Below are 18,697 nucleotides of genomic sequence, written 5' to 3'. Positions count from 1 at the left end.
TCCGTTAACAAAGCTTTTTCTATTAGTTTGCTGCATAATTGGCAAGAATAATCATTCTTCTGATTGTGAATATCCGTACATAGATAATTACGATATTAATCATACGATATCATTACAAATACCGCAATGTGAAGAGCTTGATTTCTTTCATATTTTTTTCATAAAAATAAATAACCCCCCCTTAAGGGGAGGCTTTTGAAGATTACACTTAAATCTGAACAAATGCTGAGGAACGCAATGAAGAAACGAACTCATCAAATTGCTTAAGATCCATCTGCTGGGCATTATCAGAAAGGGCAACTGCCGGATCTGGATGGACTTCAGCCATGACACCGTCCGCACCAATGGCGATCGCTGCCTTTGCTGTCGGAAGAAGAAGGTCTCTTCTTCCTGTTGAATGCGTAACATCCACCATGACCGGAAGATGTGTTTCCTGTTTTAAAATTGGAACTGCGGAAATATCCAGGGTATTCCTGGTTGCTTTTTCATATGTCCTGATACCGCGCTCACACAGAATGATCTGGCCATTGCCCTGGGACATGATGTACTCTGCTGCGTTGATAAATTCCTCGATTGTAGCTGAAAGTCCCCTCTTAAGAAGGATAGGCTTGTTAACTGCCCCTGCAGCTTTCAGCAGCTCGAAATTCTGCATGTTCCGTGCGCCGATTTGGATGACATCGAGATAGTCCACTGCTGTTTCAATGTCATTCGGTGTAACGATTTCACTGATCACTGCCATGTCATATTCGTCGGCAACTCGCTTAAGGATCTTCAACCCTTCTAGCCCAAGGCCCTGGAAGTCGTAAGGGGATGTTCTTGGTTTGTAAGCCCCGCCGCGAAGAAGTTTAAAACCTTTTGCCTTAACAGCCGCTGCAACAGTTGCCACTTGTTCGTAGGACTCCACGGAGCAGGGCCCGAATACAAACTGCTGACTGCCATCGCCAATCTTTACCCCTTTAACGTCAATAATGGTATTTTCCGGTTTCTTTTTTCTGGAAACAAGAAGAGCCTTGCGATGGTCATCCTCTTGAAGTTCAAGTCCTGCTTTAAAGATTTGTTTGAATATATGTTCAATTGTAGAGCTTTCGAATGGCCCATTATTGTTTTCCTTTATTAAATCAAGCATATGGCGTTCACGGACAGGATCATAGCGATAAACTCCCTGCGTTTCCTTTGCACGTCCAATTTCCTGTACAAGCAGTGCTCTCTCATTTATAAGCGAAAGCAGCTCCAGATTTAATTCATCTACTCGCTTTCTCAGCTGGTCCAATTGGTTATTGCTCATTTCGTCCCGTCCCTTCCTCTTTTTCTGAATGTACAGCATTTTCTTTAATTAGGGTTATTATATATGAATTATTTACAGTTGTCACGGAATTCTTTAATAATTAAACGCTTTTATGCGTTAAACCGATAACGAAATGACTCAAACCAAAAGAAAAAACACCCGCAGATTATGGGTGTTAACGATTTTGTGTCAATGCTTCCTCTAATGATTGATGCGTAATTTTCCAATGGGAGGCATGCCAGACGGGTGTTGAACTGGAAAACAGAATGGCTTGCGGCGATTCGTGCCTGATCATGAATTTTTCTGCTATATGATTGGAAAGAGGCCTGGAATCTTGCACTGCCAGATAATAGCAAGGTACGTCTGTACTGCCCGTGAATTTATTATATTCCTCAAAGGCAGCGTGACTTATCGGGCATGTAAGGCTATGTTTGACGAGGAAAAACAAATCATCACTCGCTGCGAGCTGATTAAATTCTTCAATTGAATCGATTTTTCTCATGATCATCACTCCTGACAAGTAAACGGTGAAGTAATCTTATCACTTCACCGTTCTGTTGACAATTTTTATTGATTCAGTTTATTTTCGGTTTCATCAAAAGCCCGCTGTGTTTCCTCAAGCTTTCTCTGAATTTCTTCTCCTGTTGCAGTGTGGGTTTGTTCCATGGAGCTTGTCTCAGCCATTGAAGTAGGAATTTCCTCAAGCCCTCCCTCTGGCAGCTGGCTTTCCTCCTGGCCTTTATCGTCCCTGACTTTGCTCAACAGGCTGTTTGACTGCTGGGAGACCGTTTGAGCTAATGAATTGGCCTTTTCTTTAGCAGCAGATGCGATTTCATTGGTTTTCGTCATGGCAGTATTTTTCACTTTATCAGTTTTCTCCAGGATATTGGACGTCTGCTGATTAAAAGAAGTTCGCAGTTCCTTTCCTGATTTAGGAGCGAGCAAGAGAGCAGCAGCTGCTCCTGCCAATCCTCCAATGATGGCACCAACCATGAAATCGCGCGAGTTCGTGCCAGGTTCATTTTTAGAATTCAATTCCCTGCTATTCATATCTAATCCTCCTTCTCTTTTAATACTTTGCCCTTTCTCGTTGCCTGGTAACCAGTTGTCCTCCATCAAGCTGATGATCCACAGGACTCATCCTTCTTGACTTCCACTTATCCTTAAGCTCAAGAAATACATTGCTCCACTGAACCACCTGGGAAATCTTGTCCTGGTTTTTGTCAATCTGATTATCCACCATTGACGAAATGCTATGGATGGATTGGTTAAACCTCTGAACAGAGTTTCCTACATCCTTTACTGCTGAAACGACAGAGTTGAGGCTTTCCGACTTTTGCTGAATATCATCTGCCAGTGTGTTCGTCTTATGTAACAACACTGTTGTTTCCCGTGTCACACCGTCCAGCTGTTTCTCCAAACCAGTCAGTGTATGCGCTACACTATCAAGCGTTGACTGTAAAGACTTTAACGTTTTTGCCAAGTAGATGGCAAGAATTAAAAATGCTACGGCTGCCACAGCAGCGCTTAAATACAGAATAATTTCCATTTTATACACCTCCGTTAACTTACAATGTTTTTACCCGGACAGTAGGGACATAAACCCCTGCCTCCCCATGTAACCCCTTACTTTATTATTCTCCCTCTATCATAAGGATATCAAACGGCAAAATCCAGGTATTTCGGGTACAATAGAGATATGTTTTTTTCATAATACCATTTGGAGGGATATGAATGAAAGACCCACGCATAGGGACTTTAGCTAAAAATCTAATTAATTATTCCGTAAAGCTGAAAAAGGGGGAAAAAGTACTGATCGAAAACTTTGGCCTTCAGCGCGAACTGGTCAACGCCCTGGTTAAAGAAGCTTATGAAGCCGGGGGCTGTCCGTTCGTACTCCTGAAAGACCATCAGGTAGACAGAGCCCTGCTCCTTGGCGCCCAGGAAGAACAATTTAATATGATGGCCGAGTTTGAAGCAAATGTAATGAAGCATATGGATGCCTACATAGGTCTAAGGTCAGGCAACAATATCAATGAACATGCAGATGTTCCGGATGATAAGATGAAGATTCACGGAAGCACAATTGGAAAGAAAGTACATAGGGACATCCGGGTTCCCAAAACAAAATGGGTCGTGCTTCGCTATCCTACCTCTTCAATGGCCCAGCTGGCTAAAATGAGCACTGAAGCATTTGAGGATTTTTACTTTGATGTATGCAATCTGGATTATGGGAAAATGGATAAAGCCATGGACAGTCTGGTTGAGTTAATGAACAAAACGGACAAAGTCCGGATTACGGGTCCTGGCACGGACCTGTCTTTTTCAATCAAAGATATACCAGCGATAAAATGTGCTGGGGAAATGAATATTCCTGATGGAGAGGTTTATACCGCACCTGTGCGTAATTCAGTGAATGGGAGAATTACATACAACACCCCATCGCCTTATCAGGGCTTCACCTTCGAGAATGTCACCCTGACATTTAAAGACGGAAAAATAATTGAAGCATCGTCCAATGACAGCGAACGGTTAAATAGAATCTTTGATACAGACGAAGGCGCCCGTTATATTGGAGAGTTTGCCATTGGAGTAAACCCTTATATCCAGCACCCAATGCAGGACATCCTGTTTGATGAAAAGATTGATGGAAGCTTCCATTTCACCCCCGGCCAATGCTATGAAGACGCCTTTAATGGCAACCATTCAAACATTCATTGGGATATGGTCAATATCCAACGCAAGGAATATGGCGGGGGAGAAATCTATTTTGACGATCATCTCATCCGCAAAGATGGCCGTTTTGTGTTGCCTGAACTTGAAGGGCTGAATCCTGAGAATTTAAAATAGGACATAATGAAAAAGGATGCGAAATTTCGCATCCTTTTTCGTTTCCTTATAATCCTTTTTTTATACTTGCAGTTGCTTTTCGTAAGCTTCCTGAAACTTCTGGATATCCCCGGCTCCCATAAACAAGAGAACACCGGTCTCATGTTTTTTCAGGACAGACATATCCTCCTCGGCAATAATTTCCGAGCCCTCAATTTTATCCTGTAAATCCTGAATGGACAATTTGCCATGATTTTCACGGGCAGAGCCAAAAATTTCACAAAGATATACTTTATCTGCCCTGCTTAAGCTCTCGGCAAATTCAGCCAGGAAAGTCTGTGTTCTAGTAAAGGTATGCGGCTGGAATACTGCAATAATTTCACGTTCGGGATACTTTTGATTGGCTGCATCAATCGTTGCTTTGATTTCTGTAGGATGGTGGGCATAATCATCGATGATGACCTGTCCCCCCATTTCCTTTTCAGAGAATCTTCTCTTGACTCCTTTAAAGGAGCCCAGATACTCGGAAATAATTTTGGAATCGATGCCTTCATAATTGCACAGCGCGATAACCGCCAGGGCATTAAGCACATTATGATCGCCAAAACTTGGGATAGAGAATGTCTCATAAAAAGTATTCCTTACAAACACATCAAAGGTAGTCCCATTTGTTGATTTAACCACATTCCGAGCCTGGAAGTCGTTCTCCTCTGCAAATCCGTAGAACACGACAGGCACTTTTGCCTGGATTTTTTGGAGCTGCTCATCATCCCCGCAGGCAAAAATTCCCTTTTTCACTTGCCAGGCCATTTCCTGAAAAGCTGAGAAAACATCATCGATGTTGGCAAAGTAATCTGGATGGTCAAAATCAATATTGGTCATGATTGCATAGTCAGGAAAATAGGATAAAAAGTGGCGCCGGTATTCACAGGCTTCAAACACAAAGTACTCCGCATCCCTGTCCCCTTTCCCCGTTCCGTCCCCGATTAAGAAAGACGTGGGTTTTCCCCCTTTCATTACGTGGGCAAGAAGACCGGTCGTCGAAGTTTTCCCATGTGCGCCTGTTACCGCAACACTGATAAACTTTTCCATAAAATCACCCAGAAAGCGGTGGTAACGAATGACAGGAAGGTCCAGATCCACTGCCTGCTGGATCTCTTCATGAGTATCCGGGTAGGCATTACCCGCAATAACCACCATTCCTGGCTGTATATTATCCTTATTAAACGGAAGGATCTTTATTCCTGATTGTTCAAGGGCAAACTGGGTAAAAAACTGTTTTTCATAATCAGAGCCCTGTACTTGATAGTCCATATCATGGAGAACCTGAGCAAGTGCACTCATACCAGACCCCTTTATACCTACAAAATGGTAAATAGTCATATAAAGAACCTCCAACAAACGTCTGTATGTATCACAGTATATGACAGATATCCTTTTTTGCGCATGCAAAGCCGGCACCCAAACGTTTCGCAAATTTATTCTTGATAGTATTGCAATATTATATCATTTTTAAAAGGTAAAAACTATGTCTATAAAAAAGAGGGAAAAAGGCCTATCCGGGTTATTCCCTGTTTCATTGACACTGAAACCTCAGGAGAAGCCTTTTGATTCGTTTTTTTTAAAATGACGATATACTGCAGTCCTAAGCATTCTAACTTCAAATAAGAATACCATGAATCCTTACAATGTACTAGTCTCCTGGAAGGATTCCAGATCGGAAGCTGAAATCAGGACATCCCGCGGCTTGCTCCCGCGGCCTTCAGAGATGAAACCATGCTGTTCCATCATCTCAATAAGCCTTGCGGCCCGATTATACCCTACTTTGAAGCGCCGCTGAACACTGGATGCGGACGCCCCTCCTTGCTCGATAACGAATTCGCATGCCTCATAAAAAAGCTCATCCTCTTCTTCTGAATGCTGGGATTTCTTGATAAGTTCATCCTGTTCGAATAAATACTGTGGCGCGCGCTGTTTTCTCACAAAAGCAACAATATCGTCTATTTCCTGATCGGAAACAAAAGTTCCCTGCAGACGGAATGGCTTGGATGAACCATTCTCCAAAAACAGCATATCACCGCGTCCCAGCAGTTTCTCCGCACCACTGATATCGATGATTGTCCTGGAATCTACCTGGGATGAAACAGAAAAGGCAATCCTGGTAGGAACATTTGCTTTGATAAGGCCAGTAATGACATCGACGGAAGGCCTTTGGGTAGCAATGATCAAATGGATTCCGCATGCCCGTGCTTTTTGGGCTATCCTGCAAATCGCCTCTTCAACGTCTGCCGGAGACATCATCATCAAATCAGCAAGTTCATCAATGACAATAACGATATAAGGCAGCTTTTCTGCATACCGTTCATGCTCGATGGCAAGTTGATTGAATCGCCCTATATCGCGTACACCTGCATGCGCAAACAGCTCATATCTCCGCTCCATTTCTTCGACAGCCCACTTCAACGATGCTGTTGCAGCCTTAACATCCGTTATAACAGGACTGACCAGATGGGGGATATGATTATAAGGAGCAAGTTCAACCATTTTGGGATCAATCAAAAGCAATTTAACATCGTCAGGGTGTGCTTTATAAAGCAGACTCACCAGCATGGTGTTAATGCAGACGCTTTTTCCCGACCCTGTGGCACCAGCAATCAATCCGTGAGGCATTTTCTTTAAGTCTGTTACGATCGGCGTTCCGGCAATATCAAGGCCCAGAGCAACGGCCAGCGGAGATTCCGAATCGTTAAAATAACCCGTTTTTAAAATCTCGCTGATCAGGACTGGCCGGCTGGTTTCATTTGGGACTTCGATCCCGATTGTATGCTTGCCGGGAATCGGCGCCTCCATTCGGATATCCCTTGCGGCAAGGCTTAGCTTGATATCATCAGCTAAATTCGTAATCTTGTTTACTTTTACTCCTGGTTCTGGCTGGACCTCGAAACGGGTGACGGATGGTCCCTGAGTCACGTTTACTACTTTCGCGCCTACATTGAAGTTTTTTAGTGTTTCACTTAAAGCCTGTTCCTGTATGTTAAGCCAGTCTTTGCTGGTTTCGATTGTAACAGGCGGCTTGAGGAGCTCAAGACCAGGAAACTTATAAATATCTTTATTCTCACTTATAGAGTTCGCTTCGGAGCCTTCGGTTTTGTCCATAGCATGATGAGTAATTTCCTGGAGCTCCGGAGTACTAGATTTTTCTTCCGCTTGAGAAACAGCTGGTTTTCTTTCATCCAGCCTGCGCCGGTCCTGCTTAAGCATCAGGACATTGAATGGAAGATTCCTTTTTTGGGAAGTGGCTGGGGCTGCGCCTGCAGCTGCATCTCCCTCATTTTCATCAGCAAACTGGACAGGCTCTTCTTCAGGAACTGATTCTTCAGCCACAACAGCCTTTTCGTGAAGTCCTGCTTCAGCGGCATGCTGTTCTTCATAAAACGGCTGTTCTTCAGTCTTCGAAGCAGCCACCCCGGAAACCTGCTGAATTGCCGTATTCAGTTCCGTTGCAGAATCACTCATTTCCTGCGGATTTTCTTCATTTACCGGAATCTCTGTCCGTGAATGATCTTCGGAAACAGCTGTACCCTTAGACTCCACCGCCTCCCCTTTATTGCTCGGCAGCAGATGTACCTGTTCTGTCCCTCGGGGTGCTTCAACAGATAGTTCGTGAGCTTCTGAATCCTTTTTTTCCTTCTGGATTGCTTCCTGCTCCATGATTCGAGCGCTATTCATTTCAGGCTCTCTCAAAGTATTTACGCTAATGGATTCTTCTGTAGCCGCATTTTTGCTAAGGGCAGCTTCTTCTGGCTGCGAAGCAATTAACTGTAATGGTTCCTCTTTTAGAGCCCCAACAGCCTCGGGAGCCTCTTTTGTCTCCGCTGATTGGAAATCTTGATAAACGGACTCAGCTTCTTCATTCTTTCCCTTTTCAGTAAGGTCAGGCGGAACTGAGGGGCCTTGTTGTTTGATTGAAGGCTCATTTGAATCAATCGCCTGGATCATTTCTGAAGAACGCTCTTCTCCTGGCGCTTCTTTACCTGACATTGTCTCACTCTCGGATGCTGCCTTCATAAATCCATTCAGTTCATATTCGACCGTCCCGCCGGTCTTTGGCCTGCTAAAAGCAAAAACGGGTGAAGGAGTCTCCGTTGGACGAAACGGCTGACGATTGCCCACCGGGATTTTTACGGGTTTTACGGGTTTCACATATTCCTGACGTTCCCCTTCAAACTCTGCGGGGTTGGATTTTACTGGTGGAGATTCCTTCTTCTGGCTTCTATGACTCTGCGTCTCAGACCTCTCTGTTGTCTTGGAATCCGGTATTAAAGGGAATTTAAACTGCCCCTTTGGATATTGATATAATACTTTTGCTTCAGGTTCTCTCCTGATTACATTCCTGTCATTTGAATATTCATGGAATTTCTTTTTTGTCTCGTAATGCTCTCGCTCAATTTCTTCGCCTTCTCCTGCAAACATTTGGAAAAGCTTTTTAATCCAACTCAACTGCAATCACTCTTTCTATTTTGTATCACTCTTATTTTAACAGGTATTCTTTAATTTTCGAGATAAATTAGAAGAATAGGAAATATCTCTTACATCATTGGAGAGCGCCCCAAAATAAGTAAAAGCCCAATGAAGGGCTTTCAAGTTTGCAAGATGGTTTCATTCGTTATTTCGTTTTATTTTTTCCTAAAATAAAAATCGGCTCCAGTTCATTGTCTTCATACAGGAAAGATAATGCCGTTATTGGTACCCGTCCGCTCGCAAAAAAGCTCATTGTCATTTGCGCCAAAATATCGTAGCCGGTGTGATTCCGAATATCAGCGATGATCAGAACATCCTGGTGCGGGACAGCTATCGCCATTGTCCCCTCCACTTTTGACTTCATTTCTCCTAAAAGGCGTTCATTCAGGATTCTGCTGGCATCGTAGCCATCATTTGAATTCAGGAAGTAAAAGATGTTGCCTGCCACCTGGTCCTCCTTAAAATTCGCCGAAAGGGACCTTACATTGAACAATGCTGTTTCTCTGATTTGTGTTTCTTTCCAGCCTTCCAGCTCCAGAAGCTTTTTATCAATCAACCGGTATGTTTTTCCCATATCAAGGGCATAGTAGATTCTCGTTTCAGCTGTATGGCTGTCAAAAAAGAATGGAACCCCCTCTTCTGCCTCTTCCGGGAAAGAAGTAGAACGTATCACTGGGAAAATGTTCTTTTCCTTTCCTGAAAGCTGGACATCTCCTGTCATGGCCGAAAGCCCTTCAGCAACATAATAGACGGTTTCCTCAATAGCCTTTTCCTTTTGTTCCTGCCACTTGGCAATGATCCCGGGCAGGGCAACCGTTATGCCACGTCCAGTTTGTTTGTCTTCGATTCTAAGCTGGTCTTTTTCCCGGTCATAAAGGAATGTTCTCTCCGGACTCTTTAGCCGTTCCTCCAGCTCTCTCCTCATTTTTTTACTATTCATATTTTAGGCCAGGCCTCCAATAAACGCTTCAATTTGTTCCTGTGTCTTGCGGTCTTTGCTTACAAACCTGCCCAATTCCTTTCCGCTTTCATAGGCAAGAAAGCTTGGAATCCCGAAAACATCCAGCTGGATGCACAGGTCGATGAACTCATCCCTGTCTACATATACAAAAGTATACTCAGCAAATTTCTGTTCAATTTCAGGCAGGACTGGCTCAATGATCCGGCAATCAGGGCACCAGTCTGCAGAGAATAAAAATATATGTTTACCGCCATTCTTTAACGATTCAAATTGTTCAACAGATTCAAGTTTTTTCAAGTCTATTCCTCCAATCAATTTCCTGTTTTCATTTTAAACTTCCTCTATTGAAAAAGAAACTAAACTGTCCTTTACTGAGTAAAAAAGCGCCATCCCAATGGATGACGCCCCTTATTTTACCTTGACAGAATTTGCAATATTCATCATTAGTGCCGCATCCGATTGAAGATTCTTCGTTTCCGTCGTTACCTTTACTCCTCCAATTCCAGTCACAACCTGATAAGCATCATCTTCCAGCCCTTTGATCAGAAGATAGCCAAACTTTTCTTCCTTTTTAAAGGTATGCTTTACATCCCAATCAGGCTGCTGCTCAAGAGTGGATTCATAGACAATCCGACTTTGTGCATTTTCATGGGGATTATAGAAAAGAATATATGTTTTTGATCCATTTTTGAGCAATATATTGCTAGGAGTCTCCTTTTCCAATTCGACTCCAAAAGGCAAATGATACTCTATCTCCTTATTGCCGCTGTTTGCTTTTTCCTGTTTGGAGTTCATCTCGGCTTCAGCAGCCTCGCCTGCCTTTTTTTGCTCTTCTTCAAATGACGGGGAACAGCCTGCCAGCAGCAGGACAGCTGTTAAGATAATAGATGCCTTCCACCCATTCAGTCGCATTGATGTCCCTCCTCGCCAACGAAAGCCTTTTTAGCAGCTCCCTGGGCATAAAGTTATATTAAAATAGTAATAGTTCTGTACTATCATACCGTTTTAGTTAAGCCAGTGACAACCCTTCAAAGTCAATTCCCATTTCTATCCTGCCATAAAAAAATGGTAAAATATTTATGACTTGAAGAATGGAGGGAACAATATTGGAATTGACCGTTTATCTTGCAGGAGAAATTCACAGCAGCTGGCGCGAAGAAATTAAAGAAAAGGCACATTCTCTCAAACTTCCAATTACCTTTGTAGGGCCAATGGAGAATCATGATCGTTCTGATTTAATCGGAGAGGAAATTCTCGGAAAACAGCCGGGATCCGTGTTTCGTGATGAGGCAGCATCGAGCATCAACAATCTGAGGACAGAAGTGCTCCTCAATAAATCGGATCTCGTCATCGCTTTATTTGGGGAGAAATACAAACAATGGAATACAGCAATGGACGCCAGTGCTGCACTTTCACTTGGTAAACCGCTGATATTGATCAGGCCTGTTGAACTGCACCATCCCTTGAAAGAGCTTTCCCGCAAAGCGAATGTAACCGTTGAAAATGTTGATCAGGCAATAAAAGCTTTGTCCTATATTTTTGAAGAACTGTGAGGCCACATTTGGGAAAAGAGCATTTGAACTTGGTATTTTTATTAGTAACTAAAAAACACGCGGAGAAAAACATATTTTTCTCCGCGTGCATGATTGTTGTTTCAATCAGACCTTCCTATCCTAACGTACGGTCCCGGTTCTTTAACTGATATTCATACTGACCAAGTAATAGCTTCATGACATGAGAGAACATTTCCGCCCTGTTGACATATTCATTGGTAAAAATACCAACTGCTCCCTCATTTTTGCGGACGTTTTGCTTTTTCGAGTACTCGTCCATTACCGGACCTAATTCCTCCCCGGCCATAAGACTCGTGGCAATCTCCTCCGGCAACAGGATTCTGGCTCCTCCAGCGATAATAGGCTGCATGCCTTTTGCTGCCAGTGCGCCCCAATTGCAAAGCAGCAGTCCATAATCACTTTGATGGACACCTCCTTCAAGTCCGATGCCAATATCCGCGCCGGCCATTTCAGCTGCGGCCTGCGCGCGGTTAACCGCTCCTTTTATTGTTTCTTCATCTGAAAAAGGCTGTTCATTTACACCAGAGGGAACATCAATCGGGATAAGGTCAATTTTGTAGTCCATAAATGCATTTTCCGCTGCAGCAATTTTAGCAGGGTTTTTGGATCCAATCGCAATCAGCATGCCGTCCTCCTTTTCTTTTTCAGCAAAAAGAGGCAGATGACTGCCCCTCTAGCTGTTCTGCCTAATCGTTTCCACTGTTGTTTTATCACATGCCCTGACCAGCTTGACCAGCAATTCTTTCGCCGCTGCGTAGTCATCGACATGGACAATGGAGGCATGGGTATGGATATAACGGGAACAAATCCCTATCACACCGCTAGGAATTCCTTCGTTGGAGATATGCACCCGACCTGCATCCGTACCTCCCTGCGAAACAAAGTATTGATATGGAATGCTGTTCGTTTCAGCTGTATCAAGAATAAATTCTCTCATTCCCCGATGGGTAACCATGCTTCTGTCCAGAATCCTTAGAAGTGCTCCTTTTCCAAGCTGGCCAAATTCATTTTTATCCCCTGACATATCATTGGCCGGGCTTGCATCCAGCGCAAAGAAAATATCAGGCTTGATCAAGCTTGCAGAAGTCTGCGCCCCTCTCAATCCAACTTCCTCCTGTACAGTGGCACCGGAATAGAGAATATTTGGAAGGGTTTCATCCTTCGTTTCCTTGAGCAATTCAATCGCAAGACCGCATCCATAACGATTATCCCATGCCTTGGCCATAATTTTCTTGTTATTCGCCATCGGAGTAAACGGACATACTGGAACAATTTGCTGGCCTGGTTTAATGCCGATTTTTATCGCATCTTCTTTATCATCAGCACCGATATCAATCAACATGTTTTTGATATCCATCGGCTTGTTGCGCTTTGAATCATCAAGCAGATGAGGAGGGATGGACCCGATCACTCCCATCACCGGACCATTTTCTGTCCAGATTTGGACGCGCTGTGCCAAAAGGACCTGGCTCCACCAACCGCCAAGTGTCTGAAAGCGAATCATCCCATTTTTTGTAATGTTTGTCACCATGAATCCAACTTCATCCATGTGACCCGCCACCATGACTGTCGGTCCATCAGCATCTCCTCGTTTGACACCGAAAATACTTCCTAAACCATCCTGGACGATCTCATCTGCATATTGGCCAAGCTGGCTGCGCATGAACCCGCGGACTTTATGCTCAAATCCAGAGGCTCCAGGCAGCTCAGTCAATGTTTGGAACAAATTTAATGTTTGCTCATTCATACTCTGGCTCCTTTTTTATCTTTTATTTAGCGTATCTAATTATTATGTATTCCAACTGTTATTTTACAGAAGTTTTCTGAGGTTGCCAATAATTACCCCGCTCCCTGTGAGGCGGTTTGAAGAATGGGATATGATTTTTCTTTGATAGCATATAGTTATTTGATATGATGAGTAAAATAAGTTTTTTGACAATTGAACGGAGGTCAATATGAACTGGAAGTATTTTCTTGTCGGAGTCGGTACAGGTCTTGCGGGTGCCTATGCAGTAAAAGAAGCCGTTTCACGTAAGGATATTTCGCCAGAGTATGTTCTGGAGCAGGCGAAGGCAGCTTTTAAAAAAGCTGGACCCATCAGCGGTTCATGGATCAATATGAATCCTGAGAATTATTCCCGGCCGCCCATTGAGTATAAAGTCTACAGAGGCGGTATCAGCAGAACTCTTGATGGCGTACTTGAACAATTCGAATTTGTTGCTGATGCAGCTTCCGGAACTATTCTTGAAACCAATAAACTGCTCTAAAAGAAGGCCTGGCACTGTTCCAGGCCTTTACTTGTTTAATTCCCTGTTAACGGCCGCCTGGATATCGCCATTCTCCTTGAGCTTTATGGCCCGGTATATGGCGTCATGGTAAAAAGTGAACCATGCATTTCTTTTCACCCCGAAGTCCAGCCACTCTTTCTTTGCCTGAATGGAGTCGATCGGATAGTCATCATAGGCCATAACCCAAAGAGGATTCTGATGGGCATGGGTTGCCATTAGGTCGGCCATGTGAACAGCCGTTACTCCCTCGTCTTCTATGATTAGAATGGAGTGTCCATTGCTGTGACCGCCAGTATGGATCATTCTTAAAGGGCCTTCAGACCATTCTTTCTTAAAAGTTACCACCTGCTCTTGAACGGGCTCCCAATTTTCTCTCCAATATGTATTTCTGGAACGAATATTGGGATTCCTCATTTCGTCCCACTCAACCTCGGAGGTGACAATTTTGGCATTGGGATAAACAGAAAAATATCGCCCCTCTTTTTCTCTAGTTAACCCGCACGAATGGTCATAATGCATGTGAGTCATGAGTACGTAGTCAATATCCAATGCCGAAAGCCCCAATTTTCCTAAAGAATCTTCTACTTTTGATTCTTCCTCTACACCGAAGTTGCGTTTCTGTTTATCAGACAGCTTCCCATTCCCTATCCCTGCTTCAACCAGGAAATTGTTTGAACCAGTTTGAATCAAAATGGGATCTGTCCTTAATTCAATTTGGTTTTTTTCATTCACTTTGTATTTTTTGGCCCATAGCGCCTTAGGCACAACTCCAAACATCGCACCTCCATCAAGGTGGGTCACTCCTCCATTGAGCCACGTAAAAGTGCAGCTTCCTATCTTTAACTGTTCCATCATGTCCCCCCTGTCATCATACTCCTATTCATTCTACCTGAGTTTACAGACAATTGAAAATAAAAAAAACACCAGGCTTCTGCCAGGTGTTTTTATCTTATTTTGTCCGATATTGGACCTCAGCCCTGTAAATCCTATTTCCCCTTGAAGAGAACTTTTCTTCATATTCGGTCATGATATTGCCTTCAAAATCACTGTGATGCAAATCAAGACTGACATATTTCAACAGCAAGCCATAAGCGGAAAAGCTTGTTAACGAATACTCAAAAAGCCCCTGGTTATCTGTTTTAAAATGAATTTCTCCATTCGGAACGAGGATCTCTTCATAAGTGGACAGGAAACTCTTATATGTCAGCCTTCTTTTTTCATGCCTGGTTTTTGGCCATGGATCAGAAAAATTAAGGTAGACACGGTCAACATCTCCGCGGGCAAAATATTTTCCCAGCTCCGCAGCATTTACGTTCATTAATTTGCAATTATTCACTTCTGCTTCAATCACCCTGTCCAGTGCGGAAACAATGACACTCTCCTGCAGCTCAATTCCAATGTAATTAATCTCAGGATTAGCCTTTGCCATTTCCGTAATGAAACGGCCCTTTCCAGTGCCGATTTCAATATGAAGGTGCTGGTTTTGTTTAAAAAGCTCGTTCCAGCGGCCGCGGTATTGCTCAGGTTCATGGACAACGTACTGGGGATTATCTGAAAGTTTATCTTTAGCCCATGGCTTATTTCTTAATCTCATCAAGACACCTCTGTAAAAAATGATATCGTTCAAACCATATCACGTGCCAGTACTAAATATCAAGCTAAATAAGTTCTCATTCATACCTAGTATAAACAAAAAAAGAATCCACAAAATATCTATGTGGATTACTTTTTTAAAATGCAGATGCGTACGAGCGAATAGTTTTAATAAATTAGTGACGAAAGGGTGAATGGCATGCCTCTTAATCATCATGATCAAGTCAATCTTTTAAAAGATATATTAACAAACCACCAAACCGACTGCTGCGGTTCAGTTTCCGAATGTGAACAACTGGAACGGCTTGTGAAGTCATTGATGGTGAATAACAATCTTGACAGCAATGTAAAGCCGATCTTACAGGAAATATATAATTACAGCCAAAATGGAAAATACTCTGCAGACCTCGATGAGCATATCCTTTCCAACCAGACCAATTTATCCTCCTGGGTGGATGATATTGGACAATTTTCTTAGATTGCCTTTTCAAGATATTGCACCCATTTTTCCATTTCTGGAAATCTCTTTTGGCTTTTATGCCATTGGATGTGGGTCAATACCTGGGCAATGAAGTACCACTTCATGCGAATCTTAAGACCTGGTGTCAAAGGTATTCCATATAGGCGAAGCCAGTCTTCCCATTTCTCCTCAGGGATATACGAATAGAGGAGCATGCCGAGATCGATGGCAGGGTCCGCAATCATGGCTCCATCCCAGTCAATTAAAAACAACTGGTTGTCGTCTGCCAACAGCCAGTTGTTATGATTTACATCACAATGGCAGACAACTTTTTCATTAACATCAATATGCTCCAATTCACTTTCAAGGAACTTAAGAGCAGCCGCTACAGCAGAAAGCCTGTATACTTCTTCATCAATGCTGTCCTTGAGAACCTCCAAAAGGGTCGCAGGCTTCAACGGAGTCTTGCCAAGTCTTTTCAGCATTCCAAGCAGCGGTTTTGAGCAATGGATTTTCTTTAAAAGCTTTGCCACACTCTCATCATGCATGTCTGCCGACTTTAATTCCCGCCCATTAAGCCATTGCTGGGCAGTAATTACATCGCCTGTTTCCAGCCTTTTTGTCCAAACAAGCTTGGGGACAATCCCTTCAGCGGATAGAACTGCAAGAAAAGGTGAAGAATTCCGCTTTAAAAACAGGCGTTGTTCTTCATGCCGGGCAAAATAGGCAGCTCCGGTGGCACCGCCTGCAGGAACGATTTCCCAATCCTGTCCAAATAAATCTTCCAAAGTTGTTCACCTTCAATTTATGTCACTATTTCCATTCCATAGCTAAGATTGTGAAACTAATATATGTTTACGGATAACATTCCTAAGAATAAAAAAGACAGCTATTGATTAAGATATCGTACAATAGCTATCTTTATAAATTTTATCTCCAACTTGCTTTCCTCGTCAAGTACATGACCACTTATTTAACATTTTACATCAAAGGTTTCCCGCTATCCATAAGAAATCTTTAATGTTCATCGGACTGCAATAAGCAAGGAGCATGGCGGCAGCTCAGCGCTTTTGCCAGTTAAAACTCCAATAGGCTCTGCTGAAGCCTGCTTTCCGTCAGCTAAAATTTTCCAGTCCCCTTCCCCAGGCAATTCTGCACTTTTCTTATCAAGAGAAGGATTAAAAAAAGCGGCAATTGTAGTCCATTTCCCGAACATTCCAACATCCGAAAGAGTGTATCCAATCACTGGAGGAGGCTGAGGCGAGAAACTCATATGCGTGCGGATTAAAGATGTATTAGGTAATCTGAACGCTTGGTGTGAGCGGCGAATGGACAAAATCCCTTGAATATACCTGACATTTTCCAAATTGGCATCCCTTAGCTCCCAGTCCAGCCAATTTACGTCATCAGGTGACCGATAACTGTTGCCAGTTCCCCTTTTTGTTCGGAAAAACTCCTGTCCGCTATGAAGGAAAGGAATCCCCTGTGCAAGGAGGACCATCGAGGTAGCAAGACGGTGCCTCTTTTCAATGCTGTCCTGCCCGCAAGCCTCCATCTTATCCCAAAGAGTATGATTATCATGAGATTCAACGTAATTTACCGACTGAGCAGGCTCCAGGAACAATCCTGTTTTTCGCTTACCGATCCCGATACTTCCGGCCATTACCTGCTTTGCCGATTCTGTGTACCTTTCATTCCCCAGCGCATATCCACGATCATAAAGATTAAAGGTGCTTCCTTTAATTGTGTCCCTGAACCAATCGTTGAATTGACCGATCCGCGGGATTTTCGCCTGATTTCCGATGCTCGCTTTTTCTTCATTTGGAATAGGGGTGTTCAGGTCCCATCCCTCCCCAATAATCAGGGCTGAGTGATCGATTTCATCAACTTTTTTTCTGACAGCCTGCATAGTTCCAATATCAAGAATTCCCATTAAATCGAAACGTAACCCATCGAGGTGAAACTCCTCCATCCAGTAGCGGACCGAATCAACAATAAATTTCCTTGCCATGGCACGTTCAGAGGCAAAGTCATTTCCAACTCCTGTTCCGTTGGAAGGGAGGCCGTCTGCATCGTGGCGGAAATAGTAACCGGGTACGATTTGTTCAAATGGAGATTTTTCCCTGATATAAACATGATTATAAACTGCATCCATAATGACTCTCAGGCCCTGGGAATGTACCGCAGAAATCAGCTGCTTTAATTCACTGATCCTTTTATATGGGTCATTTGGGTCCAGTGAATAGCTCCCATCAGGCACATTGAAGTGGACTGGATTGTAGCCCCAGTTGTATTCCTTTAAAGGATCCAGCTCATCTACACCTTCAAAGTCATGAAAAGGGAGAAATTCAATATGAGTAATGCCTAGATTTTTAATATAAGAAAGTCCGGTTGCTTCACCTGAAGGACTTTTAGTGTCCAATTCTGCAGCTCCCAGATATTTTCCTTTATGAATAACACCGCTTGCAGGATGAATCGTCAGGTCCCGGACATGGGTTTCATAGATCACCGCATCACATGGATGATCAAAACCAGGTAGCACCTGTTTCGTGCGTCTCGTTTTTTCCAGGTTGACGATAACCCCGCTTTTTCCATTGGCCGTCACGGCCTTGGCATATGGATCGGCTGCTTCCCTCCATTCGAGATTAATGCAGACAAGGAAGCTGTATCGATATAGCTCAAGGCTGCCATCTACTTCTATTGACCAGACTCCTTTATCCCCTCGGTGCATCACTCGCAGTTCGGGTGCACCGTCGTCTTTATTCCATAGTTTCAGCTTGACCTGGGTAGAGGTTGGCGCCCAAATTTTAAAGAGCGTCTTATCAGGAAGGAGTGTGACTCCTAAATCATCGCCTGCATATGAAAAGCTCTGGTCAAACTCCGTTGTGCGGATAACTGCCCCGATCTGCAGGTCCGTTTTTCCACCATGCTCATCAAGAACCGGATACATCTTTCCAATATCTGGTCTAAAAGTTGTATGGCATATATATTTAACACTATCTGCAAGCGGTATCTTTTCTTTTATGACAAGTGGGATATTCTCGTTCCCATCATGTATATAAAATGCTGAAGAGGAACCATGATGGTAAGAATGCGGGAGTAGTATAGTGATCGTCTGCATTTCATCTAGATACGCGTCAAACATCCGTTTTATTGCAATCATAAATTTTTCATCTCCTCAGCCCT

At 43.3% G+C, this 18,697-nt stretch carries 19 protein-coding genes; 4 read left to right on the top strand and 15 right to left on the bottom strand.

Annotation, left to right across the window (positions count from 1 at the left end):
* Positions 1-208 precede the first annotated feature (208 nt).
* From EV146_RS13665 to EV146_RS13650, 4 genes are all read right to left on the bottom strand, one after another.
* The gene (locus EV146_RS13665; protein ID WP_121611404.1) at positions 209-1,285 is read right to left on the bottom strand and encodes a bifunctional 3-deoxy-7-phosphoheptulonate synthase/chorismate mutase; all 1,077 of its coding nucleotides are present in this window, start codon (positions 1,283-1,285) and stop codon (positions 209-211) included.
* Between the two features lie 175 nt (positions 1,286-1,460).
* The gene (gene ytxJ, locus EV146_RS13660; RefSeq protein ID WP_121611403.1) at positions 1,461-1,787 is read right to left on the bottom strand and encodes a bacillithiol system redox-active protein YtxJ; all 327 of its coding nucleotides are present in this window, start codon (positions 1,785-1,787) and stop codon (positions 1,461-1,463) included.
* 65 nt (positions 1,788-1,852) lie between these two features.
* Positions 1,853-2,335, bottom strand: coding sequence for a YtxH domain-containing protein (locus EV146_RS13655; RefSeq protein WP_121611402.1), 483 nt, complete (start codon positions 2,333-2,335; stop codon positions 1,853-1,855).
* Between the two features lie 19 nt (positions 2,336-2,354).
* On the bottom strand, positions 2,355-2,834 hold the full coding sequence (locus EV146_RS13650; RefSeq protein WP_121611401.1) for a DUF948 domain-containing protein: 480 nt from the start codon (positions 2,832-2,834) through the stop codon (positions 2,355-2,357).
* Positions 2,835-3,019: 185 nt separating this feature from the next.
* Between EV146_RS13650 and EV146_RS13645 the strand changes: the two genes are divergently transcribed.
* Positions 3,020-4,135 carry an aminopeptidase gene (locus EV146_RS13645; RefSeq protein ID WP_121611400.1) on the top strand — a complete coding sequence of 372 codons (1,116 nt, stop codon included), beginning with the start codon at positions 3,020-3,022 and terminating at the stop codon, positions 4,133-4,135.
* 60 nt (positions 4,136-4,195) lie between these two features.
* Here the strand turns inward: EV146_RS13645 and murC are convergent, their stop codons facing one another.
* The 5 genes from murC to EV146_RS13620 all read right to left on the bottom strand — a co-directional run bounded on the left by murC (position 4,196) and on the right by EV146_RS13620 (position 10,508).
* Positions 4,196-5,497, bottom strand: coding sequence for a UDP-N-acetylmuramate--L-alanine ligase (murC, locus tag EV146_RS13640; protein WP_121611399.1), 1,302 nt, complete (start codon positions 5,495-5,497; stop codon positions 4,196-4,198).
* 300 nt (positions 5,498-5,797) lie between these two features.
* Positions 5,798-8,614 carry a DNA translocase FtsK gene (locus EV146_RS13635; protein WP_132007119.1) on the bottom strand — a complete coding sequence of 939 codons (2,817 nt, stop codon included), beginning with the start codon at positions 8,612-8,614 and terminating at the stop codon, positions 5,798-5,800.
* 166 nt (positions 8,615-8,780) lie between these two features.
* Positions 8,781-9,575, bottom strand: a complete 795-nt coding sequence (locus EV146_RS13630) for a DUF1444 domain-containing protein (protein WP_132007116.1) — start codon at positions 9,573-9,575, stop codon at positions 8,781-8,783.
* Between the two features lie 3 nt (positions 9,576-9,578).
* Positions 9,579-9,893, bottom strand: a complete 315-nt coding sequence (locus EV146_RS13625; RefSeq protein WP_121611397.1) for a thioredoxin family protein — start codon at positions 9,891-9,893, stop codon at positions 9,579-9,581.
* Between the two features lie 111 nt (positions 9,894-10,004).
* Positions 10,005-10,508, bottom strand: a complete 504-nt coding sequence (locus tag EV146_RS13620; protein ID WP_132007113.1) for an outer membrane protein assembly factor BamD — start codon at positions 10,506-10,508, stop codon at positions 10,005-10,007.
* A 194-nt stretch (positions 10,509-10,702) separates the two neighbouring features.
* On the opposite strand from EV146_RS13620, the gene EV146_RS13615 reads away from it, so the two are divergent.
* On the top strand, positions 10,703-11,149 hold the full coding sequence (locus EV146_RS13615) for a YtoQ family protein (RefSeq protein WP_132007110.1): 447 nt from the start codon (positions 10,703-10,705) through the stop codon (positions 11,147-11,149).
* Between the two features lie 115 nt (positions 11,150-11,264).
* On the opposite strand, the gene EV146_RS13610 is transcribed toward EV146_RS13615, so the two are convergent.
* Both EV146_RS13610 and EV146_RS13605 read right to left on the bottom strand, forming a co-directional pair.
* Positions 11,265-11,795, bottom strand: a complete 531-nt coding sequence (locus EV146_RS13610) for a DUF84 family protein (protein WP_132007107.1) — start codon at positions 11,793-11,795, stop codon at positions 11,265-11,267.
* Between the two features lie 48 nt (positions 11,796-11,843).
* Positions 11,844-12,917: a M42 family metallopeptidase gene (locus tag EV146_RS13605; RefSeq protein WP_132007104.1), complete on the bottom strand. Its 1,074-nt coding sequence runs from the start codon at positions 12,915-12,917 to the stop codon at positions 11,844-11,846.
* 208 nt (positions 12,918-13,125) lie between these two features.
* On the opposite strand from EV146_RS13605, the gene EV146_RS13600 reads away from it, so the two are divergent.
* Positions 13,126-13,437: a PepSY domain-containing protein gene (locus tag EV146_RS13600; protein WP_121611392.1), complete on the top strand. Its 312-nt coding sequence runs from the start codon at positions 13,126-13,128 to the stop codon at positions 13,435-13,437.
* Between the two features lie 27 nt (positions 13,438-13,464).
* Here EV146_RS13600 and EV146_RS13595 read toward each other — a convergent pair whose 3' ends face one another.
* A complete protein-coding gene (locus EV146_RS13595) occupies positions 13,465-14,310 on the bottom strand; it encodes a YtnP family quorum-quenching lactonase (RefSeq protein ID WP_132007672.1) in 846 nt (281 codons plus the stop codon).
* A 97-nt stretch (positions 14,311-14,407) separates the two neighbouring features.
* Positions 14,408-15,052 carry a tRNA (guanosine(46)-N7)-methyltransferase TrmB gene (gene trmB, locus EV146_RS13590; RefSeq protein ID WP_132007101.1) on the bottom strand — a complete coding sequence of 215 codons (645 nt, stop codon included), beginning with the start codon at positions 15,050-15,052 and terminating at the stop codon, positions 14,408-14,410.
* Positions 15,053-15,250: 198 nt separating this feature from the next.
* Here trmB and EV146_RS13585 point away from each other — a divergent pair, with 198 nt between their 5' ends.
* Positions 15,251-15,529 carry a YtzH-like family protein gene (locus EV146_RS13585; RefSeq protein WP_121611389.1) on the top strand — a complete coding sequence of 93 codons (279 nt, stop codon included), beginning with the start codon at positions 15,251-15,253 and terminating at the stop codon, positions 15,527-15,529.
* Here the strand turns inward: EV146_RS13585 and EV146_RS13580 are convergent.
* Both EV146_RS13580 and pulA read right to left on the bottom strand, forming a co-directional pair.
* A complete protein-coding gene (locus EV146_RS13580; RefSeq protein ID WP_121611388.1) occupies positions 15,526-16,299 on the bottom strand; it encodes a phosphotransferase family protein in 774 nt (257 codons plus the stop codon). The genes EV146_RS13585 and EV146_RS13580 overlap by 4 nt on opposite strands.
* A 236-nt stretch (positions 16,300-16,535) precedes the next feature.
* Positions 16,536-18,674: a type I pullulanase gene (gene pulA, locus EV146_RS13575; RefSeq protein WP_132007098.1), complete on the bottom strand. Its 2,139-nt coding sequence runs from the start codon at positions 18,672-18,674 to the stop codon at positions 16,536-16,538.
* Between the last annotated feature and the right edge of the window lie 23 nt (positions 18,675-18,697).

It is taken from the genome of Mesobacillus foraminis, assembly GCF_004340465.1.
GTDB classification, from domain to species: Bacteria; Bacillota; Bacilli; order Bacillales; family Cytobacillaceae; genus Mesobacillus_B; species Mesobacillus_B foraminis.
This window is presented reverse-complemented; position numbering and strand designations above follow the sequence as displayed.